This is a genomic window from Corynebacterium hindlerae (genome assembly GCF_014117265.1).
In the GTDB taxonomy this organism is placed as follows: Bacteria; Actinomycetota; Actinomycetes; order Mycobacteriales; family Mycobacteriaceae; genus Corynebacterium; species Corynebacterium hindlerae.
Window position 1 is genome coordinate 44,471 of the sequence record NZ_CP059833.1, and the last position, 15,885, is coordinate 60,355.

The 15,885-nt window shown below is 60.2% G+C and carries 15 protein-coding genes; 14 read left to right on the plus strand and 1 reads right to left on the minus strand.

Annotated features, from left to right (window positions below; all coding sequences use genetic code 11):
- The first annotated feature begins 14 nt into the window (after nt 1-14).
- The 9 genes from HW450_RS00205 to HW450_RS00245 all read left to right on the plus strand — a co-directional run bounded on the left by HW450_RS00205 (nt 15) and on the right by HW450_RS00245 (nt 9,083).
- Entirely contained in the window at nt 15-836 is an 822-nt protein-coding gene (locus tag HW450_RS00205; RefSeq protein WP_182386039.1) for a TlyA family RNA methyltransferase, read from the plus strand.
- The gene (locus HW450_RS00210) at nt 833-1,735 is read left to right on the plus strand and encodes an NAD kinase (RefSeq protein WP_182386041.1); all 903 of its coding nucleotides are present in this window, start codon (nt 833-835) and stop codon (nt 1,733-1,735) included. The genes HW450_RS00205 and HW450_RS00210 overlap by 4 nt, the downstream gene beginning before the upstream one ends.
- A gap of 11 nt (nt 1,736-1,746) precedes the next feature.
- Nucleotides 1,747-3,462: a DNA repair protein RecN gene (recN, locus tag HW450_RS00215; RefSeq protein ID WP_182386042.1), complete on the plus strand. Its 1,716-nt coding sequence runs from the start codon at nt 1,747-1,749 to the stop codon at nt 3,460-3,462.
- Nucleotides 3,463-3,513: 51 nt separating this feature from the next.
- Entirely contained in the window at nt 3,514-4,707 is a 1,194-nt protein-coding gene (gene steA, locus HW450_RS00220; RefSeq protein WP_232843350.1) for a putative cytokinetic ring protein SteA, read from the plus strand.
- Nucleotides 4,708-4,722: 15 nt separating this feature from the next.
- On the plus strand, nt 4,723-5,667 hold the full coding sequence (locus tag HW450_RS00225) for a copper transporter (protein ID WP_182386044.1): 945 nt from the start codon (nt 4,723-4,725) through the stop codon (nt 5,665-5,667).
- A gap of 2 nt (nt 5,668-5,669) precedes the next feature.
- On the plus strand, nt 5,670-6,311 hold the full coding sequence (locus tag HW450_RS00230) for an NUDIX domain-containing protein (RefSeq protein WP_182386046.1): 642 nt from the start codon (nt 5,670-5,672) through the stop codon (nt 6,309-6,311).
- On the plus strand, nt 6,308-7,222 hold the full coding sequence (gene xerD / locus HW450_RS00235) for a site-specific tyrosine recombinase XerD (protein ID WP_182386047.1): 915 nt from the start codon (nt 6,308-6,310) through the stop codon (nt 7,220-7,222). Before HW450_RS00230 ends, xerD begins: the two co-directional genes overlap by 4 nt.
- Before the next feature lie 147 nt (nt 7,223-7,369).
- Nucleotides 7,370-8,257 (plus strand): ParA family protein, encoded by an 888-nt coding sequence (locus tag HW450_RS00240; RefSeq protein WP_182386049.1) that lies wholly within the window; start codon nt 7,370-7,372, stop codon nt 8,255-8,257.
- Nucleotides 8,241-9,083 carry a segregation and condensation protein A gene (locus tag HW450_RS00245; protein WP_407926251.1) on the plus strand — a complete coding sequence of 281 codons (843 nt, stop codon included), beginning with the start codon at nt 8,241-8,243 and terminating at the stop codon, nt 9,081-9,083. The genes HW450_RS00240 and HW450_RS00245 overlap by 17 nt, the downstream gene beginning before the upstream one ends.
- A gap of 617 nt (nt 9,084-9,700) precedes the next feature.
- On the opposite strand, the gene HW450_RS00250 is transcribed toward HW450_RS00245, so the two are convergent.
- Nucleotides 9,701-11,359, minus strand: a complete 1,659-nt coding sequence (locus tag HW450_RS00250; RefSeq protein WP_182386051.1) for an LGFP repeat-containing protein — start codon at nt 11,357-11,359, stop codon at nt 9,701-9,703.
- A 192-nt stretch (nt 11,360-11,551) separates the two neighbouring features.
- Between HW450_RS00250 and scpB the strand changes: the two genes are divergently transcribed.
- From scpB to cmk, 5 genes are all read left to right on the plus strand, one after another.
- On the plus strand, nt 11,552-12,091 hold the full coding sequence (gene scpB, locus HW450_RS00255; protein ID WP_182386052.1) for an SMC-Scp complex subunit ScpB: 540 nt from the start codon (nt 11,552-11,554) through the stop codon (nt 12,089-12,091).
- A gap of 31 nt (nt 12,092-12,122) precedes the next feature.
- On the plus strand, nt 12,123-13,394 hold the full coding sequence (locus tag HW450_RS00260; RefSeq protein ID WP_182386053.1) for an adenosylmethionine--8-amino-7-oxononanoate transaminase: 1,272 nt from the start codon (nt 12,123-12,125) through the stop codon (nt 13,392-13,394).
- Nucleotides 13,391-14,056, plus strand: coding sequence for a dethiobiotin synthase (bioD, locus tag HW450_RS00265; protein ID WP_182386054.1), 666 nt, complete (start codon nt 13,391-13,393; stop codon nt 14,054-14,056). The genes HW450_RS00260 and bioD overlap by 4 nt, the downstream gene beginning before the upstream one ends.
- A 203-nt stretch (nt 14,057-14,259) precedes the next feature.
- Nucleotides 14,260-15,186, plus strand: a complete 927-nt coding sequence (locus tag HW450_RS00270; protein ID WP_182386056.1) for a pseudouridine synthase — start codon at nt 14,260-14,262, stop codon at nt 15,184-15,186.
- Nucleotides 15,186-15,884 carry a (d)CMP kinase gene (gene cmk / locus HW450_RS00275; RefSeq protein WP_182386057.1) on the plus strand — a complete coding sequence of 233 codons (699 nt, stop codon included), beginning with the start codon at nt 15,186-15,188 and terminating at the stop codon, nt 15,882-15,884. Before HW450_RS00270 ends, cmk begins: the two co-directional genes overlap by 1 nt.
- Nucleotide 15,885: the final 1 nt, after the last annotated feature.

A 15,885-nucleotide genomic window follows, 5' to 3' on the forward strand; every position in this document is an offset into this window, starting at 1 on the left:
ATAAGGAAAGACAGATGGTAGCTCGACGACGCCTCGACGCTGAACTAGTGCGTCGGAAAATTGCTCGTTCCCGCGAACACGCCACGGAGCTGATCCGGGGGCGCCACGTATACGTGGCGGGGATACTCGCGGTGAAGCCGGCGACAGTGGTGGAGCCCGACGTCTCTATCCGCGTCGATGACTCCGTTACCGACGACTGGGCGTCCCGGGGCGCTCACAAACTCCTCGGTGCTTTGGAAGCATTCGAGCCGCTTGGGCTGTCTCTCAAAGGGAAAAAGGTTCTCGATGCGGGCGCGTCGACCGGTGGTTTTACCGACGTGTGCCTGCGGCGCGACGCCCGCGAGGTCGTGTCCGTGGACGTCGGCTACGGGCAGCTCATTTGGCGACTCCAAAACGACGACCGTGTCCGTGTCGTCGATCGGACCAACATCAGACATGTGACGTTGGAACACACCGACGGCCCGTGCGATGCCATGGTCGGGGATTTGTCCTTCATTTCGCTTAACTTGGTGCTTCCCGCCATCGTCGCGGTCTTGGAGGACGGCGCCGATCTGCTGCCCATGGTGAAACCGCAGTTTGAGGTGGGCAAAGACCGGCTCGGCAACGGCGGTGTGGTGAAAAGCCCGGAGCTGCGCGCCGAAGTCACCCAAGAAGTAGCGCTTGCTGCACAGCAGTTGGGGCTGAGCTTGAAAGGCGTGGTGGCCTCACCACTTCCTGGCCCGTCGGGCAACGTGGAGTACTTCTTGTGGCTCGTGAAAGACGGCGGTGGCGCCGCTAAGACCGCTGCGGAAGTCGCCGAGCTGGTGGCAACCGCGGTGCAGGAGGGACCACAATGACGCTGCGCGAAGTCTTACTCGTGCCACACACTGGGCGCCGAGCGAACCTGGAATCAGCGGCGTTTGCAGCCCAGCAGCTGTCCGACGCCGGTATCGGGGTCCGATTGATTACTGGGCATGATGAAACCGCGATCCGCAACCACCCTGTCCTGAGCACATTTCCGGCGTTCGGGCACGTAGAGGCCGCAACTTTAGGGGTGGAGCTGGTGCTGGTGCTGGGTGGCGATGGGACGTTCCTCCGCGCTGCGGACCTGGCCTATGCTGCGGACCTGCCGGTGTTGGGCATCAACCTGGGGCACGTGGGATTCCTCGCAGAGTGGGAATCCGATTCCATGGCGGAAGCGATCAGCCGGGTAATCTCCCAGGACTACCGGGTGGAGGACCGCATGACCTTGAAGGTGATCGTCCGGGATGAAGATCGGAGCGTGCTGTCTCGTGGATGGGCCCTGAATGAGGTCAGCGTGGAAAACACCAACCGACGTGGTGTCCTGGACGCCACCTTGGAGGTCGATTCCCGCCCGGTGAGCAGCTTCGGTTGCGACGGCGTGTTGATTTCCACCCCGACCGGTTCCACCGCTTACGCGTTTTCCGCCGGTGGTCCGGTACTGTGGCCGGAGCTGGACGCGATTTTGGTGGTGCCAAACAATGCGCACGCACTGTTCGCAAAACCCCTGGTGGTGAGCCCTCAATCCCGGGTGGCTGTCGAGTCCCATAACGCCCCTGCGGTCGCGATCATGGATGGGTTCCGCACCTTCCAGGTCCCACCGGGCGGCCGTGTTGAGGTACTGCGTGGGGAGCCCCCCGTGCGGTGGGTTCGCCTCGATGATGTGCCGTTCACGGACCGGCTCGTGCGTAAGTTCCGATTGCCGGTCGACGGCTGGCGTGGCCCGAACGTGTAGGTTTGGGAATTATGCTCGGAGATATTGCGATCGAGAACCTGGGCGTGATCACGTCTTCCGCCCTGGAATTTTCCCCAGGACTTACGGTGCTCACCGGCGAAACTGGCGCGGGTAAAACCATGGTGGTTACGGGCCTGCGGCTGCTCAGCGGTGGTCGCGCCGATGCGTCACGAGTGCGCACCGGGGCAGACCACGCCGTGGTGGAGGGCCGGTTTTATGTGGACGAGGTCGACCCGACGACGCGCGAGCAGGTGGCCGCAGTGCTTGACGACGCCGGTGCCCGCGCCGACGAATCCGGAGAAATAATCGCCACCCGCGTGGTCAACTCAACTGGGCGGTCAAAGGCTCACCTAGGTGGGCGCGCAGTTCCAGCAGCGACCCTGCAAGATTTCGCTTCCGGAGTGTTGACCATCCACGGCCAAAACGATCAACTTCGGTTGCTCAGCCCCGCCGCGCAACTAGAAGCCCTGGACCGCAGCGCGGAGGGCCTCATTACGCTGCGGGACACGTACACCGCGGCGTACCGGACCTGGAAAAAACTCGCCCGAGATCTGAAAGAGCGCACCGAAAAACGCCGGGAGTTAGCGCAGGAAATCGACCGCCTGCGCTTCGCCCTGGATGAAATCGCGGCGGTGGCCCCGGAACCAGGGGAAGACGCTGACCTGGTGCAGCTGATTCGGCGGCTGCAGGACGTCGATACGCTGCGCGAAGCAGCCACCATCGCCCTGACCTCCATCGACGGCGCTGACGAAGGGGAGACCCCGGGCGCCGCCGACCTGCTGGGCGTCGCCCACGCCGCGCTCGGGGGCTGCGATGATCCCGAGCTGACAGAGATGGGGGAGCGCCTGGGTGCGATCACCAGCGAGCTGAGTGACCTGTCGCGTGAACTCGGTAGCTATCTCGAAGGGCTGCCTGCTGACCCGGCAGCGCTCGAGGAGAGTTTGCAGCGACAGCAGGAGCTCAAAACCCTCACCCGCAAGTATGCGCCGGACATTGACGGGGTGCTTACCTGGCGGGATAATGCGGAGGTGAAGTTGCGCAGCATTGACGTCTCCTCCGAGGCGCTCGACGATCTGAAAGCCCAGGTCGCTACCGCGCAGCGGGCAATGCTCGCAGCGGGCTCAGAACTGTCAGCTGCCCGCCGGAACGCGGCGGAGGAGTTGGGAGCCAAGGTCACCGAGGAAATCCATGGTTTGGCGATGCCGAAGGCACGCTTTGAGGTTGCGCTCACCGAGGCTAAACCCAGCTCCACTGGGCTCGATGAGGTGGAGTTCCGCCTGGCTGGCGCGCCAGAACTTGACGCGCGGCCACTAGCGACGTCGGCTTCCGGTGGCGAGCTCTCCCGCGTGATGCTGGCGCTGGAAGTGATCCTTTCCGCTGGGGTATCGGGCGTGACTTTGGTGTTTGATGAGGTGGATGCCGGAGTGGGAGGCCGGGCTGCAGTGGAGATCGGGCGTCGATTAGCGCGGCTCGCCACGCAGTGTCAGGTAATCGTGGTGACGCACCTGCCACAGGTCGCAGCCTATGCGGATACGCATCTGCACGTGTCCAAGGAGGTGTCGGATGCTGCCCAGAAGTCCGGGGTCGAGCGCCTCAGCGAGGAACGTCGGGTGGCAGAGCTGTCCCGCATGCTCGCCGGTTTGGAGGACACGGAGACGGGGCGCGCACATGCACAAGAACTGCTTGACCGGGCGCGAAAAGACCGCGAGGCGTTGCGACAAAAATAATCGCGGTCGCCTCCGCGCGCCTGCCCCACCACATGAGTCACACCCAGCACAATAAGGCGCATGAGTCTGTTTTCTCACAACTCCGACCTGCCCGGACTGACCGCCACCTTGCGTGATTGCACGCAGGGCGCAAAAGGACTGAAGAAACTCAGCCAGGGAGACATCGCGCTGATCAACGCCCCGGATCTCGCCCGAGCATTGGCGCAGCAGCTCGTCGATGCTAAGCCCGCCGCCATCATCAACATGGCGCAATTCACCACCGGGGCAATGCCGAACTTTGGCCCACAGATCCTGCTCGATGCGTCGATCACGCTCGTGGAGGGCGTCGGCGAGAACATCCGCGAAGGCGTGAAAGACGGCAAAAAAGTCCGCCTCACGGACGACGGTCATGTGTACGTGGGGGAGCGACAGGTCGCGTCGGGCACGGTAGTGACCCAGGAGAGCGCGGAAGCAGCGTTCACCGAGGCACAGCAATCCCTCGTTGACCACATGGAAGCGTACTTCGGCAACACGATTCAGTTCCTGCACTCGGAGGCGCCGCTGCTCATCGACGGCCTGGGGATCCCAGACACGGGCATCACCTTCGCGGACCGCAAGACGCTTGTGCTGAGCCCAGGGCAGGGGCACCGCGAGCAGCTCAAGCGGTTGCGGAACTTCATTCGCGAGTACGAGCCAGTGCTGATCGGTGTCGAGGGGGCGGCAGATACCTTGGTCGAGTCCGGCTACACCCCAGACTTGATCGTCGGCGACCCCGCCAATATCGGTAACGATGCGCTGCGGTCGGGCGCCCGCGTGGTCCTGCCTGCGGGGCCGGATGGCCACGCACCGGGCCTGGAGCGGATCCAGGACCTGGGCATTGGAGCGATGACGTTCCCGGCGGCTTCCGACTCGGCGACGGACTTGGCGCTGCTGCTGGCCGACTACCACGGTGCCTCCACCATCGTCGCTGCGGGTTCCAAGCTGGATCTGTCCGAGATTTTCAGTGGCGCGTCCTACGCCACGCCGTCGGCCCTGCTCACCCGCACCAAGCTTGGAGGCAAGCTTATCGACGGCGATGCCGTTGCCGATCTCTACACCATCAAGACCTCCGGCGGAGCTGGCTGGGTCTGGGCACTGCTCGGCATCCTGGTGGCCGTTGCGGTGATCGTTGCGATCGCGGGGCTGAGTGGCAGTGGCGCATTCGTAGACAACCTTATCGATACGTGGAACAACATCGCGCTGTGGTTCCAGGGCTTGTTTAAGTAAAGGGGAATGCTGCATATGGCTAAGAAGAAGCGTCGTACCGGGACCGCGGTAGCGGGCCTGGCGTTCGGTGTCGCACTGGGAACCCTGTTTGGTACGTACATCCTTTCCCCGAACCTTCCTGGCGGCGCGAACGAATCCAGCAATAAGGCCGTTGCCGAGCTGGCCGCAGCGAAGTCCGAGGCCGCGATCAATGGCGCGCAGGCAGGGGCTGCAGATTCCTATATCGCTGCCACCGCCGGGGATGCAGTGCACGATGCGCTGAAGGATCGCCCGGTGTTGATTTTCCGCACCGCTGATGCCGCCGACGAAGACGTCACCGCGGTTGCTGACCTCCGTGATAAGTCGGGGGCGAAGGACGCCGGCACGATCACGCTCACGGAGAAGTTCTTTGCTCAGGATGGGGCGGACACGTTGAAGTCCATCGTGGCTAACACATTGCCAGCGGGTGCGCAGCTATCCACCAACCAACTGGATCCAGGCACTCACGCTGGTGAAGCGCTGGGCGCGGCGTTGCTGCTCAACAAAGATAACGGTGAGCCGCTGGCACAAACCGAGGAACGCGCGTTGCTGCTAAAAGCGCTGCGGGATTCGGGGTACATCGAATACCAAGACGGCACTATTCTTCCAGCTCAGCTCGTCATCGTGATCACCGGCGACGCTGATGGCACGGGAGAAACGAACTTCGCGGCGGTGCACCAGGCGACCTTTGCGAAGGCGCTGGATAAACTCGCGAACGGCGTTGTAGTCTCCGGCCGGGTGCAGACCGCTGGTGCCAATGGCGTCATCGGTCAGCTGCGCAAGGATGCCGAGTCCGGGGTGTCCACTGTCGATTCGGTTGACCGCGCGTTCGGGCAGATCGCCACGATCCTGGCGGGCCGGGAACAGCTGGATGGCAAGCAGGGGGATTACGGCACAGCGGATGATGTCGACGCGGTCTCGCCGGGCAAGCCTAAGGAATAGCGATGCACAATTTCGAGGTCACCCGCTCTGAGCTGCTGCTCGATTCTCCGATCATCGCGGTGCGACGCGACGGCGTTGTGATGCCTGGCGGTGAGGTGGCTAACCGGGAGATCGTCGAGCACTTCGGCGCGGTGGCTATTGTGGCCTGGGATGGGGAGAAGATCCCCCTGGTGCGCCAGTACCGGCACTGTGTGAAGCAGCGCCTGTGGGAACTTCCGGCGGGGATTCTTGATGTGGCCGACGAAGATCCACTGGAGTGCGCCCGCCGCGAGTTGCAGGAAGAAACCGGTTTGGCGGCCGCCGAGTGGTCGCTGATCGTGGATTTGGTGAGCAGCCCCGGATTTTGCGAGGAAGCAATCCGCGTATACCTGGCCACCGGGCTGACAAGGGTCGAACGCCCCGAACCGGAGTATGAAGAAGCGGACATGGCGCTCGAGTGGTTCACCCTGGATGAGGCCGTGTCGATGGTGCTGCGCGGTGAGATCGTCAATGGGATTGCTATCGCGGCGATCATGACGGGGCACCATATTCTTACTCACGGTCTGTCTGGGCGGGAAGCAACCGAGCCGTTTGCGTTGCGTCCGGATTCGATGGCGCGGCGTCGTAAAGCAGCGGGCTTGCACGCCGACATGAAGCGGATATGACCTCGCCGGCGGAGCTTGCCTCGGAGTGGCTGAGTCATCTCGCGGTTGAGCGGGGCGCGTCGGCAAATACTCTCAGCAATTATCGGCGCGACGTACAGCGTTACCTATCGTGGCTGGACGCGGCCGGTATCCGGGATTTGTCGGCGATGACTGCGCAGGACCTGGAAAATTACGTGGCTGATTTGCGGCGCGGCGATCCGAGCGTGAGGCGTCGGCCCCTGGCGGCGTCGTCGAGTGGGCGGGCGCTCGTGGTGGCGCGCGGCCTGCACAAGTTCGCCGTCGCGGAAGGAAAGCTCGCCGTTGATGTGGCCGCTGAGGTGTCGCCGCCAGCAGCGGGCAAGCACCTGCCGGACACGCTCACGGTGGAACAGGTCGCCGCGCTTATCGACGCCACGTCCCGCGAATCCGTGGTGGGCTTACGCGACCGCGCGCTGCTGGAACTGCTGTATGGCACTGGCGCCCGCATTTCGGAGATCACGGCGCTCACGGTGGATGATGTTGCCGCGGGAGAGGGCATGATCCAGGTGACGGGTAAGGGCGACAAGCAGCGCCTGGTTCCGTTCGGCTCCCTCGCGCAGCAAGCCGTTTCGGAGTATCTGGTGCGCGGTCGACCGGCCCTGTCGAAGGGGAAGACTCACGCGCTGCTGCTCAATAAGCGCGGTGGCGCACTATCGCGGCAAAGTGCGTGGGGGATTATTAAGGATGCGGCGGCTCGTGCCGGATTGGACGTAGACATTTCGCCGCATACGTTGCGACACTCCTTCGCCACGCACCTGCTGGAGGGCGGGGCCGATGTACGCGTGGTGCAGGAGTTACTGGGGCATTCCTCTGTGACAACAACGCAGATCTACACCCATATTACTGCTGCGAATCTGCGGGAGGTATGGAACACCGCCCACCCCCGGGCCTAAGGTCAAGTGCTTGACCTTAACTCTTATAAAAGGCGCGTCAGAGTGACGATTTTTCGCCCTGCCCTGTATTCTTGAAACGACAGGAATGTAATTAGGAGTCGCTTTATGGCTTCACTAGCAGCCAAGTCAAGGAAGAAGGGTTGATTCATGGCGAAATCGAATCAGGGTGGGACCTCCGCGCTGTTCGACACAGCAGCGCCCGAACTGGGGCTGACTGGCCGCCCGATCCGTGAACTTCCGGAACCGGCACCCTTGGACACGCATGGGCCGGCAACGATCATCGCGATGTGCAACCAAAAAGGTGGCGTGGGCAAAACGACGTCCACCATCAACCTCGGCGCGTGTCTGGCTGAGGCAGGCCGCAAGGTGCTGCTGGTGGATCTGGACCCGCAGGGTGCATTGTCTGCAGGTCTCGGCGTGCCACACGATGAGCTGGATCTGACCATTTACAACTTGCTGGTGGACTCGCACACCTCGATCTTCCACGCGATCCACAAAACCAATGTGTCCGGACTTGACCTGGTTCCGGCGAACATTGATCTGTCTGCAGCTGAGATTCAGTTGGTGAACGAAGTCGGCCGCGAACAAACCCTCGCCCGGGTGCTGCGGCCAGTGATGAAGGACTATGATTTCATCATTTTGGACTGCCAGCCATCCCTCGGTCTGCTCACCGTGAACGCGCTGGCCTGTGCCCAGGGCGTCATCATCCCCATGGAATGCGAATACTTCTCCCTGCGTGGTCTGGCGCTGCTCACCGACACCGTGGAAAAAGTCCGCGACCGGCTGAACTTCGATCTGGACATTCTTGGCATCCTGGTCACCATGTTTGACCGTCGCACCTCCCATGCCCGCGAGGTCATGAGCCGGGTGGTGGAAGTGTTTGGTGACCAGGTCTTTGATACCGTCATTACCCGCACTGTGCGGTTCCCGGAGACCTCCGTTGCCGGGGAGCCTATCATCACGTGGGCGCCGAAGTCGCAGGGCGCCGAACAGTATCGCAACCTCGCGCGCGAAGTCATTGAGCGTACGTCCTAGGCTGTCGCCGCCGCTTCCCGACGGCGCATCCGAGCAACCCGAGATCACCGGTTTCCAGGTTGCCCTAAAAAACTTTGAGGGACCGTTCGACCTGCTCCTCCAGCTGATCTCGGCGAAAAAGTTGGACGTCACCGAGGTAGCGCTGTCCCAAGTCACCGACGAGTTCATCGCCTACACTCGAGCTTTAGGTGAGACCGCCGACTTGGACGAGGTAACCGAGTTCCTGCTGGTCGCATCCACGTTGCTGGACCTCAAAGCCGCCCGGTTGATCCCGCGCGGTGAGGTGGAAGACGCTGAGGACTTGGCGCTACTTGAGACCCGCGATCTGCTCTTCGCTCGCCTGCTCCAGTACAAGGCGTACAAGCAGGTTGCGGACATGTTTGCCCAGTGGCAGCGCCGCGCCCAGCGACGTTACCCGCGCGCCGTGGCGATGGAAGAGCAATTTGTGGACCTGCTGCCACCGGTGACCATTGGAAAGTCCCTGGCCGAATTCGCCCAGATCGCCGCCGGTGCGTTTCGCCCCAAGGCTCCGGAACTCGTAGGCACCGCCCACATCCACCAGGTGGCAGTATCGGTCCCGGAGCAGGCAGGGCGGGTGTTAGACATTCTCCGTCTGGCTGGCAAAGACACCTGGCTCAGCTTTGCCACTTTGACCAGGGACTGCACCATTTCTATGGAAAAAATCGGCCGCTTTCTCGCCCTGCTCGAACTGTACAAGGCGCGCGCGGTGGGCGTGTCCCAAGAGGAATCACTCGGGGATTTGCACGTCGCGTGGACCGGCGTTGACGTGGACCCGGCTGTGGTAGCGGCGGCGAACTGGGAGTAGGGGGTGGCCCCGCTAGTAGTTCGTTGCGAACAATTCGCGATTGTTCCCGGTATGTCAACCTGTCTACTTTTTGTGCGAATGACTCACAATCAGGCAGGCATTCGGGAGGAGTTAGCAAGAAAATAGTTCACCGGCATATCTGATAGTGGATTTCGCTCCCAAAGCTGTAACAATCTACAGCGAAAAGGTTCTTGTGACTGTGATTCCTGAAGTAGTTGTCGATATATTCGGAATTTTCTCTGTAAAGCTTGACTAGCCCCAATAGTAGAATTGTAAACCATAAATGGATTGCTGCTGATAATTCATAATGGAACCGCTCGGTAGTTAAATTTTCCCATGTGTCGTGTGTTTCGTCTGGACCCCAAAGGCTGAAGTAACCTGGTGGCATTGAAATTAACTCTTCAATGAGAGGTTTGAAATGAAAGTCGACCGAAAAAGAAAATTGGTCAGAGAAACCCACATTTGAAATTGATCCGAAATGGTTTTCGGCAGTGTGGAAGATTTTCTTAAAAGAAATAATTCCATTAAAAACCATCGCATTATTATCAATGGTAAAACCGGAATCATGAAGGCATCGGGTTGTTAACAGGGTGAATTGATCTGGGGAAATGTTTTTTCTAATGCCCTGCACATCGATCACCTGGGAATGCTGTGATGATTCTTGCATTATTGGCTGATGCGATGATGGATGGGAAAATGACCATGGCCAATTCGTTGGTACGTCGATCTATTAAATAAACGGGGCTGGTGTAGCACGTTTTTCCTGTAGCCTCTTGATGTTTCCAATATTCTGCGTTTGTGAGCGATTTGGTAATTGCGAGGTCGGCCAGTTCTTCCCAACTTGTCATGCGTTGATCAAGCGTATATAAATATTCCCATTGGTTGTGGGTTGTATGTTCTCGCTTGATGTGTCGATAACCGAACTTCGCCCCTTTCCAATCCCCGCATTCTAACTTTACGGTTTTACCAGCAAGAAGTCCGAATCTTGCAGTCCAGGTGCGGATGACTTTGTATGCATCGTCGAAAACACCGCAGGTATTCCATGGTCGCTTTATGCTAAGTGGAGTCGCAGACGAGGGTCGCTGATTAAATTGTAGTGCAGTGGAAAAAGGATCCGATGTCCATTGAAGATTGGGGATATCAGAACGCAATACTCCGTTGTGTGTCAATAGTTCGATTACAAAAGAGTTAAATTCCTTCCCGTCGATTAGTTCTGTGCCGACATTAGTGAACAGTTCAAGCGGATTTAATGAGCCACCTTCGAAGTCCTGCGTACTCTCGTATTCATTGATATGGAAGGGGGCGCCGGTCGGGTACCCGAATCTACTACGTTCAAACCCTAAGGTCTTCCAAATTTCAAGAATTGAGCCCTGTATCGGATGTGCTCCGTGCTTAGGATGCCAATAGATCATGCCGCGGGCGAAGCGGTTGAACCGGCCCACACCGTCAGGGGTGCCCTCTTCATCGGTAGTCGGGTACCCGAGGGGCCCTTTTTCTTCACCCGTTTCGATCCACTTTTCTAAGATCTTGCCTTCGATAGAGACCACACCGGACAGGGAAGTGTAGATGCGGCCACGTTGGAACATTTGCTTGCGTCCGACCCCGTCGCCGGTGCCGATCTCATCGGAGGTGGGGTAGCCTAGGCGTCCTTGTTCCCAGCCGTTGCGTGCCCAGACGATGGAGTTGTGGGTGGTGACTGACCAGGCTCCGGTATCGGGGTGCCAGTAGATGAACCCGTTGTCGAATTCGGTGCGTTTGCCCACGCCGTCGGGGTTGGTCAGTTCCCCTGATTTGGGTAGCCCTAGGAAGGAGAGGGGTGTTTGTCCTGCCCAGGCGACGGCGAGGGATTCGTATTTGGCTTTAATGGCGCCGCAGACTTGGTGGGGGCGGGGCCAGTAGGTGCGGCAGTTATCTGCTGTCATGGCCCGCAGCTGGGGTTGCTGCTCTTTGGCTTCCATTACTTCGGCTTGGTCGGCTTCGTGTTTGGTGACGGTGCCTGGGAGGGCGATGCGATCCGAGCGCATCTGTCCGTCAATGATCTCTGGTTGTGGTTCGCCGAGGTCGGTGGGGAGGGCGTGTTCGTAGTAGTGGTTGTCGATGTTGTTTTTGTTCATGCCGGGCTCGCTAAAGTCCCAGTCGGAAGTGTCAACATCGTAGATGTCACGCTCTGCAGGGTGGCGCAGCTGCGAAATGTCGGCTGTGACTGTTTCGTTGGCTGATTGATCGATCTCTTGCCCGTGTGTGGGGATCGGGTTAAGGCAAACGGTGGCGAGCACGGCTAGCGTGGCTCCGAGTTTTTTTTATGGTTGTTGTCATGAGATGATCCTGGTCGGTTGTGATGAATTGTTGGCGTATTGACATTGCACGCTAATCGTAACACGTAATATTATAATCTTTAACAGGCTATTGGGTAGCGGTTTTTACGTCTTTCCCTGTCCTGCGCTGCTGTGTGGCTACACTGCTTACCTATGACTCCGATTTCCCAGCTGCGCTCCCAGGTTGAATCGATCTTGCTTGTGGTCGATTCGCCGATCGCTGCTGCCGTGCTCGCGCGCGTGCTCGAGGTCGAAGAATTGGCCGTCGTTACGGTGCTTCGGCAATGGGCAGAAGAACTGAACCAGCGGGGTAGCGGTATTGACCTGAGGGAAACGCAAGAGGGGTGGCGGCTGTATACCCGTAAGGAGAATGCTGGGGTCGTCGAAAAGCTTGTGCTTGATGGCAGCCAGACAAAGCTGTCCCGCGCCGCGTTGGAGACGCTCGCCGTTATTGCTTACCGGCAGCCGGTGACGCGTGCGCAGGTCGCTGCGGTGCGCGGGGTGAACGTGGATGGTGTGATGCGCACGCTGGAGCTGCGCGGACTGATCCGGGAGGTGGAATCCGAGGGGCTCGCGCGCCAGTACGAGACCTCGGAGTTGTTCCTGGAGCTGTTGGGTATTGATGGGCTGCATCGCTTGCCGGATTTAGCCCCGTTGCTACCCGATGTGGATTCGATTGACGAGGAATACTAGACTTGAACACCGTTTAAGAAACGGAGTTTTCATGCAAGCAGCAGAAATCATCGACTTCGACCAGGCCCATCTGTGGCACCCCTACGCCCCCACGCCTGCGCCGATGGATCCGCTGCCGGTGGCGTCGGCAAGCGGCGTGCGCCTCACACTTACCGACGGGCGCGTGCTTATCGACGCCATGAGCTCCTGGTGGGCCGCCGCTCACGGCCATTCTCATCCAGCACTCGTCGCTGCAGCGAAGGATCAGATTGACCGGATGAGCCACGTGATGTTCGGTGGGCTCACCCACGAACCGGCGGTAAAACTGGGGGAGCGCTTGGTCCGGTTGACTGGCCTGGACAAGGTGTTTTATGCCGATTCCGGGTCGGTGTCGGTGGAAGTTGCGGTCAAGATGGCGCTGCAATTCCAGCGAGGAATCGGACACCCAGAACGGAACAAGCTGCTGACCTGGCGGGGTGGCTATCACGGCGATACCTTTGCACCGATGTCGGTGTGTGATCCAGAAGGCGGGATGCACGCGCTGTGGCGGGGCGTGCTCGCAGAGCAGAAGTTCGTGTCGGCGCCGCCTAGTGGGGATGATTTTAGCGCTTATGCCCAGGAACTGGACGCGGCGATCGATGACACTATCGCTGCGATCATCATCGAGCCGGTCGTGCAGGGAGCTGGGGGAATGCGGTTCCATTCGCCTCGCCTTGTGGCTGAGATCCGCAGGCTCTGTACCGAACGCGGCATCTTGTTCATAGCTGATGAAATCGCCACCGGGTTCGGGCGCACCGGAAGCTTGTTTGCGTGCCAGGCTGCAGGCGTGAAACCGGACATTATGTGCGTGGGCAAGGCCCTGACCGGAGGGTTTATGACGCTCGCGGCCACGCTCGCCACACATGAGGTGGCAAGAGCTATCCAAACGACCGAGGGCGGCGGCGCTCTCATGCACGGCCCGACCTTCATGGGCAACCCGCTGGCCTGCGCGGTGGCGGATGCCGCGGTCGGGCTGATCGAGGCAGGGGACTGGAAATCCCAAGTACCGCGAATCGAAGCGGAGCTCAAGGCTGGGCTAACTCCTTTGAAGAGTGACCCTCGCGTCCACGACGTCCGCGTTCTCGGTGCCATCGGCGTGGTGGAGATGAAGCACCCGGTGGACATGGCCAAGACCACAAACGCGGCGGTAGAACACGGAGTCTGGATCAGGCCGTTCGGCAAGCTGATCTACTGCATGCCGCCGTTCATTTCGAATAGTGCGGAAGTCGAGCAGATTTGCCGCGCCATCACAGTGGCCGTTCAAGCAAACGAGGAAGACCAATGATTATCTGCGTGACCGGAACCAACACGGACGTTGGCAAGACCATCGCAACGGCGGCGCTTGCGCTTCGCCTGCAGCAGGAAGGCTGGGAGGTCGTCCCGACCAAGCCTCTACAAACCGGCGAGCCCGACGGAAAGGGCGACGCCAACACGGTCGCCGCCCTCACGGGGCTTTCCACCCACGAGTTCGCGCGCTACCCGGAGCCGCTGGCACCGAACCTTGCCGCCCGCCGGGCGGGGATAGCGCAAGCCGGCATCCAGCAGGTCAAGGAGTGGATCCAGCAGTTCGATGCACCGAACCGTGTCGTACTCGTAGAAGGCGCGGGAGGACTGCTCGTGCGGCTAGCGGATGATTGGACGCTGGCCGACTTGGCGAAGGAACTGGGCGCGCCACTCATCGTGGTCACCTCCACCGGGCTGGGATCGCTGAACCTCGCGGAACTCACTGTTGAAGCAGCCCGACATAGGGGTCTTAAGGTGCTAGGCCTCATTGGTGGGTCTATTCCAACGCAGCCTGATCTGGCTACCGCTTTGAACCTTGCCGAATTCCCCGTGGTCACAGGCGTACCATTCCTCGGCGCGCTACCCCAGGGGTGCCTGGACCGGATCGCTGAGGTTGCGCTGGAACTGGAGATCCCCAAAGAGCTGGGGCGTCGTTCGTTGTAAAAAGTTCGAGACCTGGAATTCGAGTCTCGGTGAATAAAACCCTAAATTTCGTGCATTTTCACCATGGCTACTCCCAGTCTCGAATTCCAGGTCTCGCACTTGTGCGGGAAGGCCCGCCGCGACCAGTGCAGATGTGACAAATTCCCGCCGAATCGGCTAGGCTCGTGGGCGATATTTATAACCGCATAGATAGGACACTCCTTGTGACCCCTCCCGCTCGCCGAGACGGCACACCGGATAAGAAACGGCAGCACCGTAAGGGTGCCAACAACTCTGCTCGCCCGCGCCGTGGCGAAAATCGAACCAAAGAAACTGCCGCCAGCATCTATGTCTCTAAGGCTAAGCCTGCCCGTCATCAGCATGTTTCTTCCCAGCATGTCGTGGAACCTCAAAATGGGGAAGGTATTCGCCTGCAAAAGGTCCTTGCCCAGGCTGGTGTGGCGTCGCGCCGCATGGCGGAGAAGCTCATTGACCAGGGCCGCGTCGAGGTCAACGGCAAGATCGTTATGACGCAGGGCATGCGCATTAACCCGGACACCGCCGTCGTGCGTGTGGATGGCGTGCGTATCCGGCTCAACGAGGATCTGCAGTACTTCGCGCTGAATAAGCCGTTCGGCGTGCAGTCCACCATGAGTGATGATATGGGGCGCCCATGCATCGGCGACATCGTCGGTGAGAAGCTGGACGCTGGTCAGCGCCTCTTCCACGTCGGTCGCCTGGACGCCAACACCGAGGGGCTCATCCTGCTCACCAACGATGGCGAGCTGGCGAACCGCCTCATGCATCCACGCTACGAGGTCAACAAGACGTACCTCGCCACCGTGGTAGGGGAAATGAAGCCAGCGGACGTCCGGGCCCTGAAGAAGGGCATTGAACTTGATGACGGCCTTGCCAAAGCAGACAACGCCCAAATCATCGAGGTGTGGCAGGGACGCTCAATTGTCCGCGTTGATCTGCACGAAGGCCGCAAGCACATTGTGCGTCGCCTGCTCAAGGCCGCCGGCTTCCCGGTCGAGCGCCTGGTGCGCACCAAGATTCACACCGTGCAGCTCGGCGAGCAGACCCCAGGTGCGATTCGCGCGCTTAACGACGCCGAACTCACTTCCCTGTACAAGGCGGTGGAGATGTGATGATTTCCAACATGCCAGGCGATGGCCTGATTATGGCGGTTGATGGCCCTTCCGGTGCAGGTAAATCCACGGCCTGCCGCGCCGTCGCGCGGCAGCTCAGTGCAAAGTACCTGGACACCGGCGCGATGTACCGCGTTGCTACCCTGCACGTCCTGCGCAGTGGAATTGATCCTGCTAATGAAATGGCCGTCGTTAAGGCGACTGCGGCTCTGCCGTTGCAGGTGAACGACGACCCTGCCTCCACCGAGGTGCTCTTGGCCGGGAAAGATGTTTCCCGCGAGATTCGTGGCCCGGAGGTGACCCAACACGTTTCTCAGGTGTCGGCATATCCGCAGGTGCGTGAGAATTTGGTGGCCTTGCAGCGCGCACTGGCTGCCGAAGCACACCGCTGCATCGTTGACGGGCGGGACATTGGAACCGCGGTGCTGGTGAATGCCCCGGCGAAGGTGTTCCTCACCGCGTCCGCTGAGGTGCGTGCGCGCCGTCGCTACAACCAGGACATTGCTGCTGGTCGTGAAGTTGATTTCGACGCTGTGCTCGCAGATGTTCAGCGTCGCGATGAACTCGATTCCACCCGCGCAGTGTCTCCGCTGCGCCCCGCAGAGGATGCCGCGATCGTGGACACCTCCGATATGACTTTTGACCAGGTGGTTGATTCTCTCATTGAGTTGGCCCGCGTCTCACAGGAAGGAGCCTAGG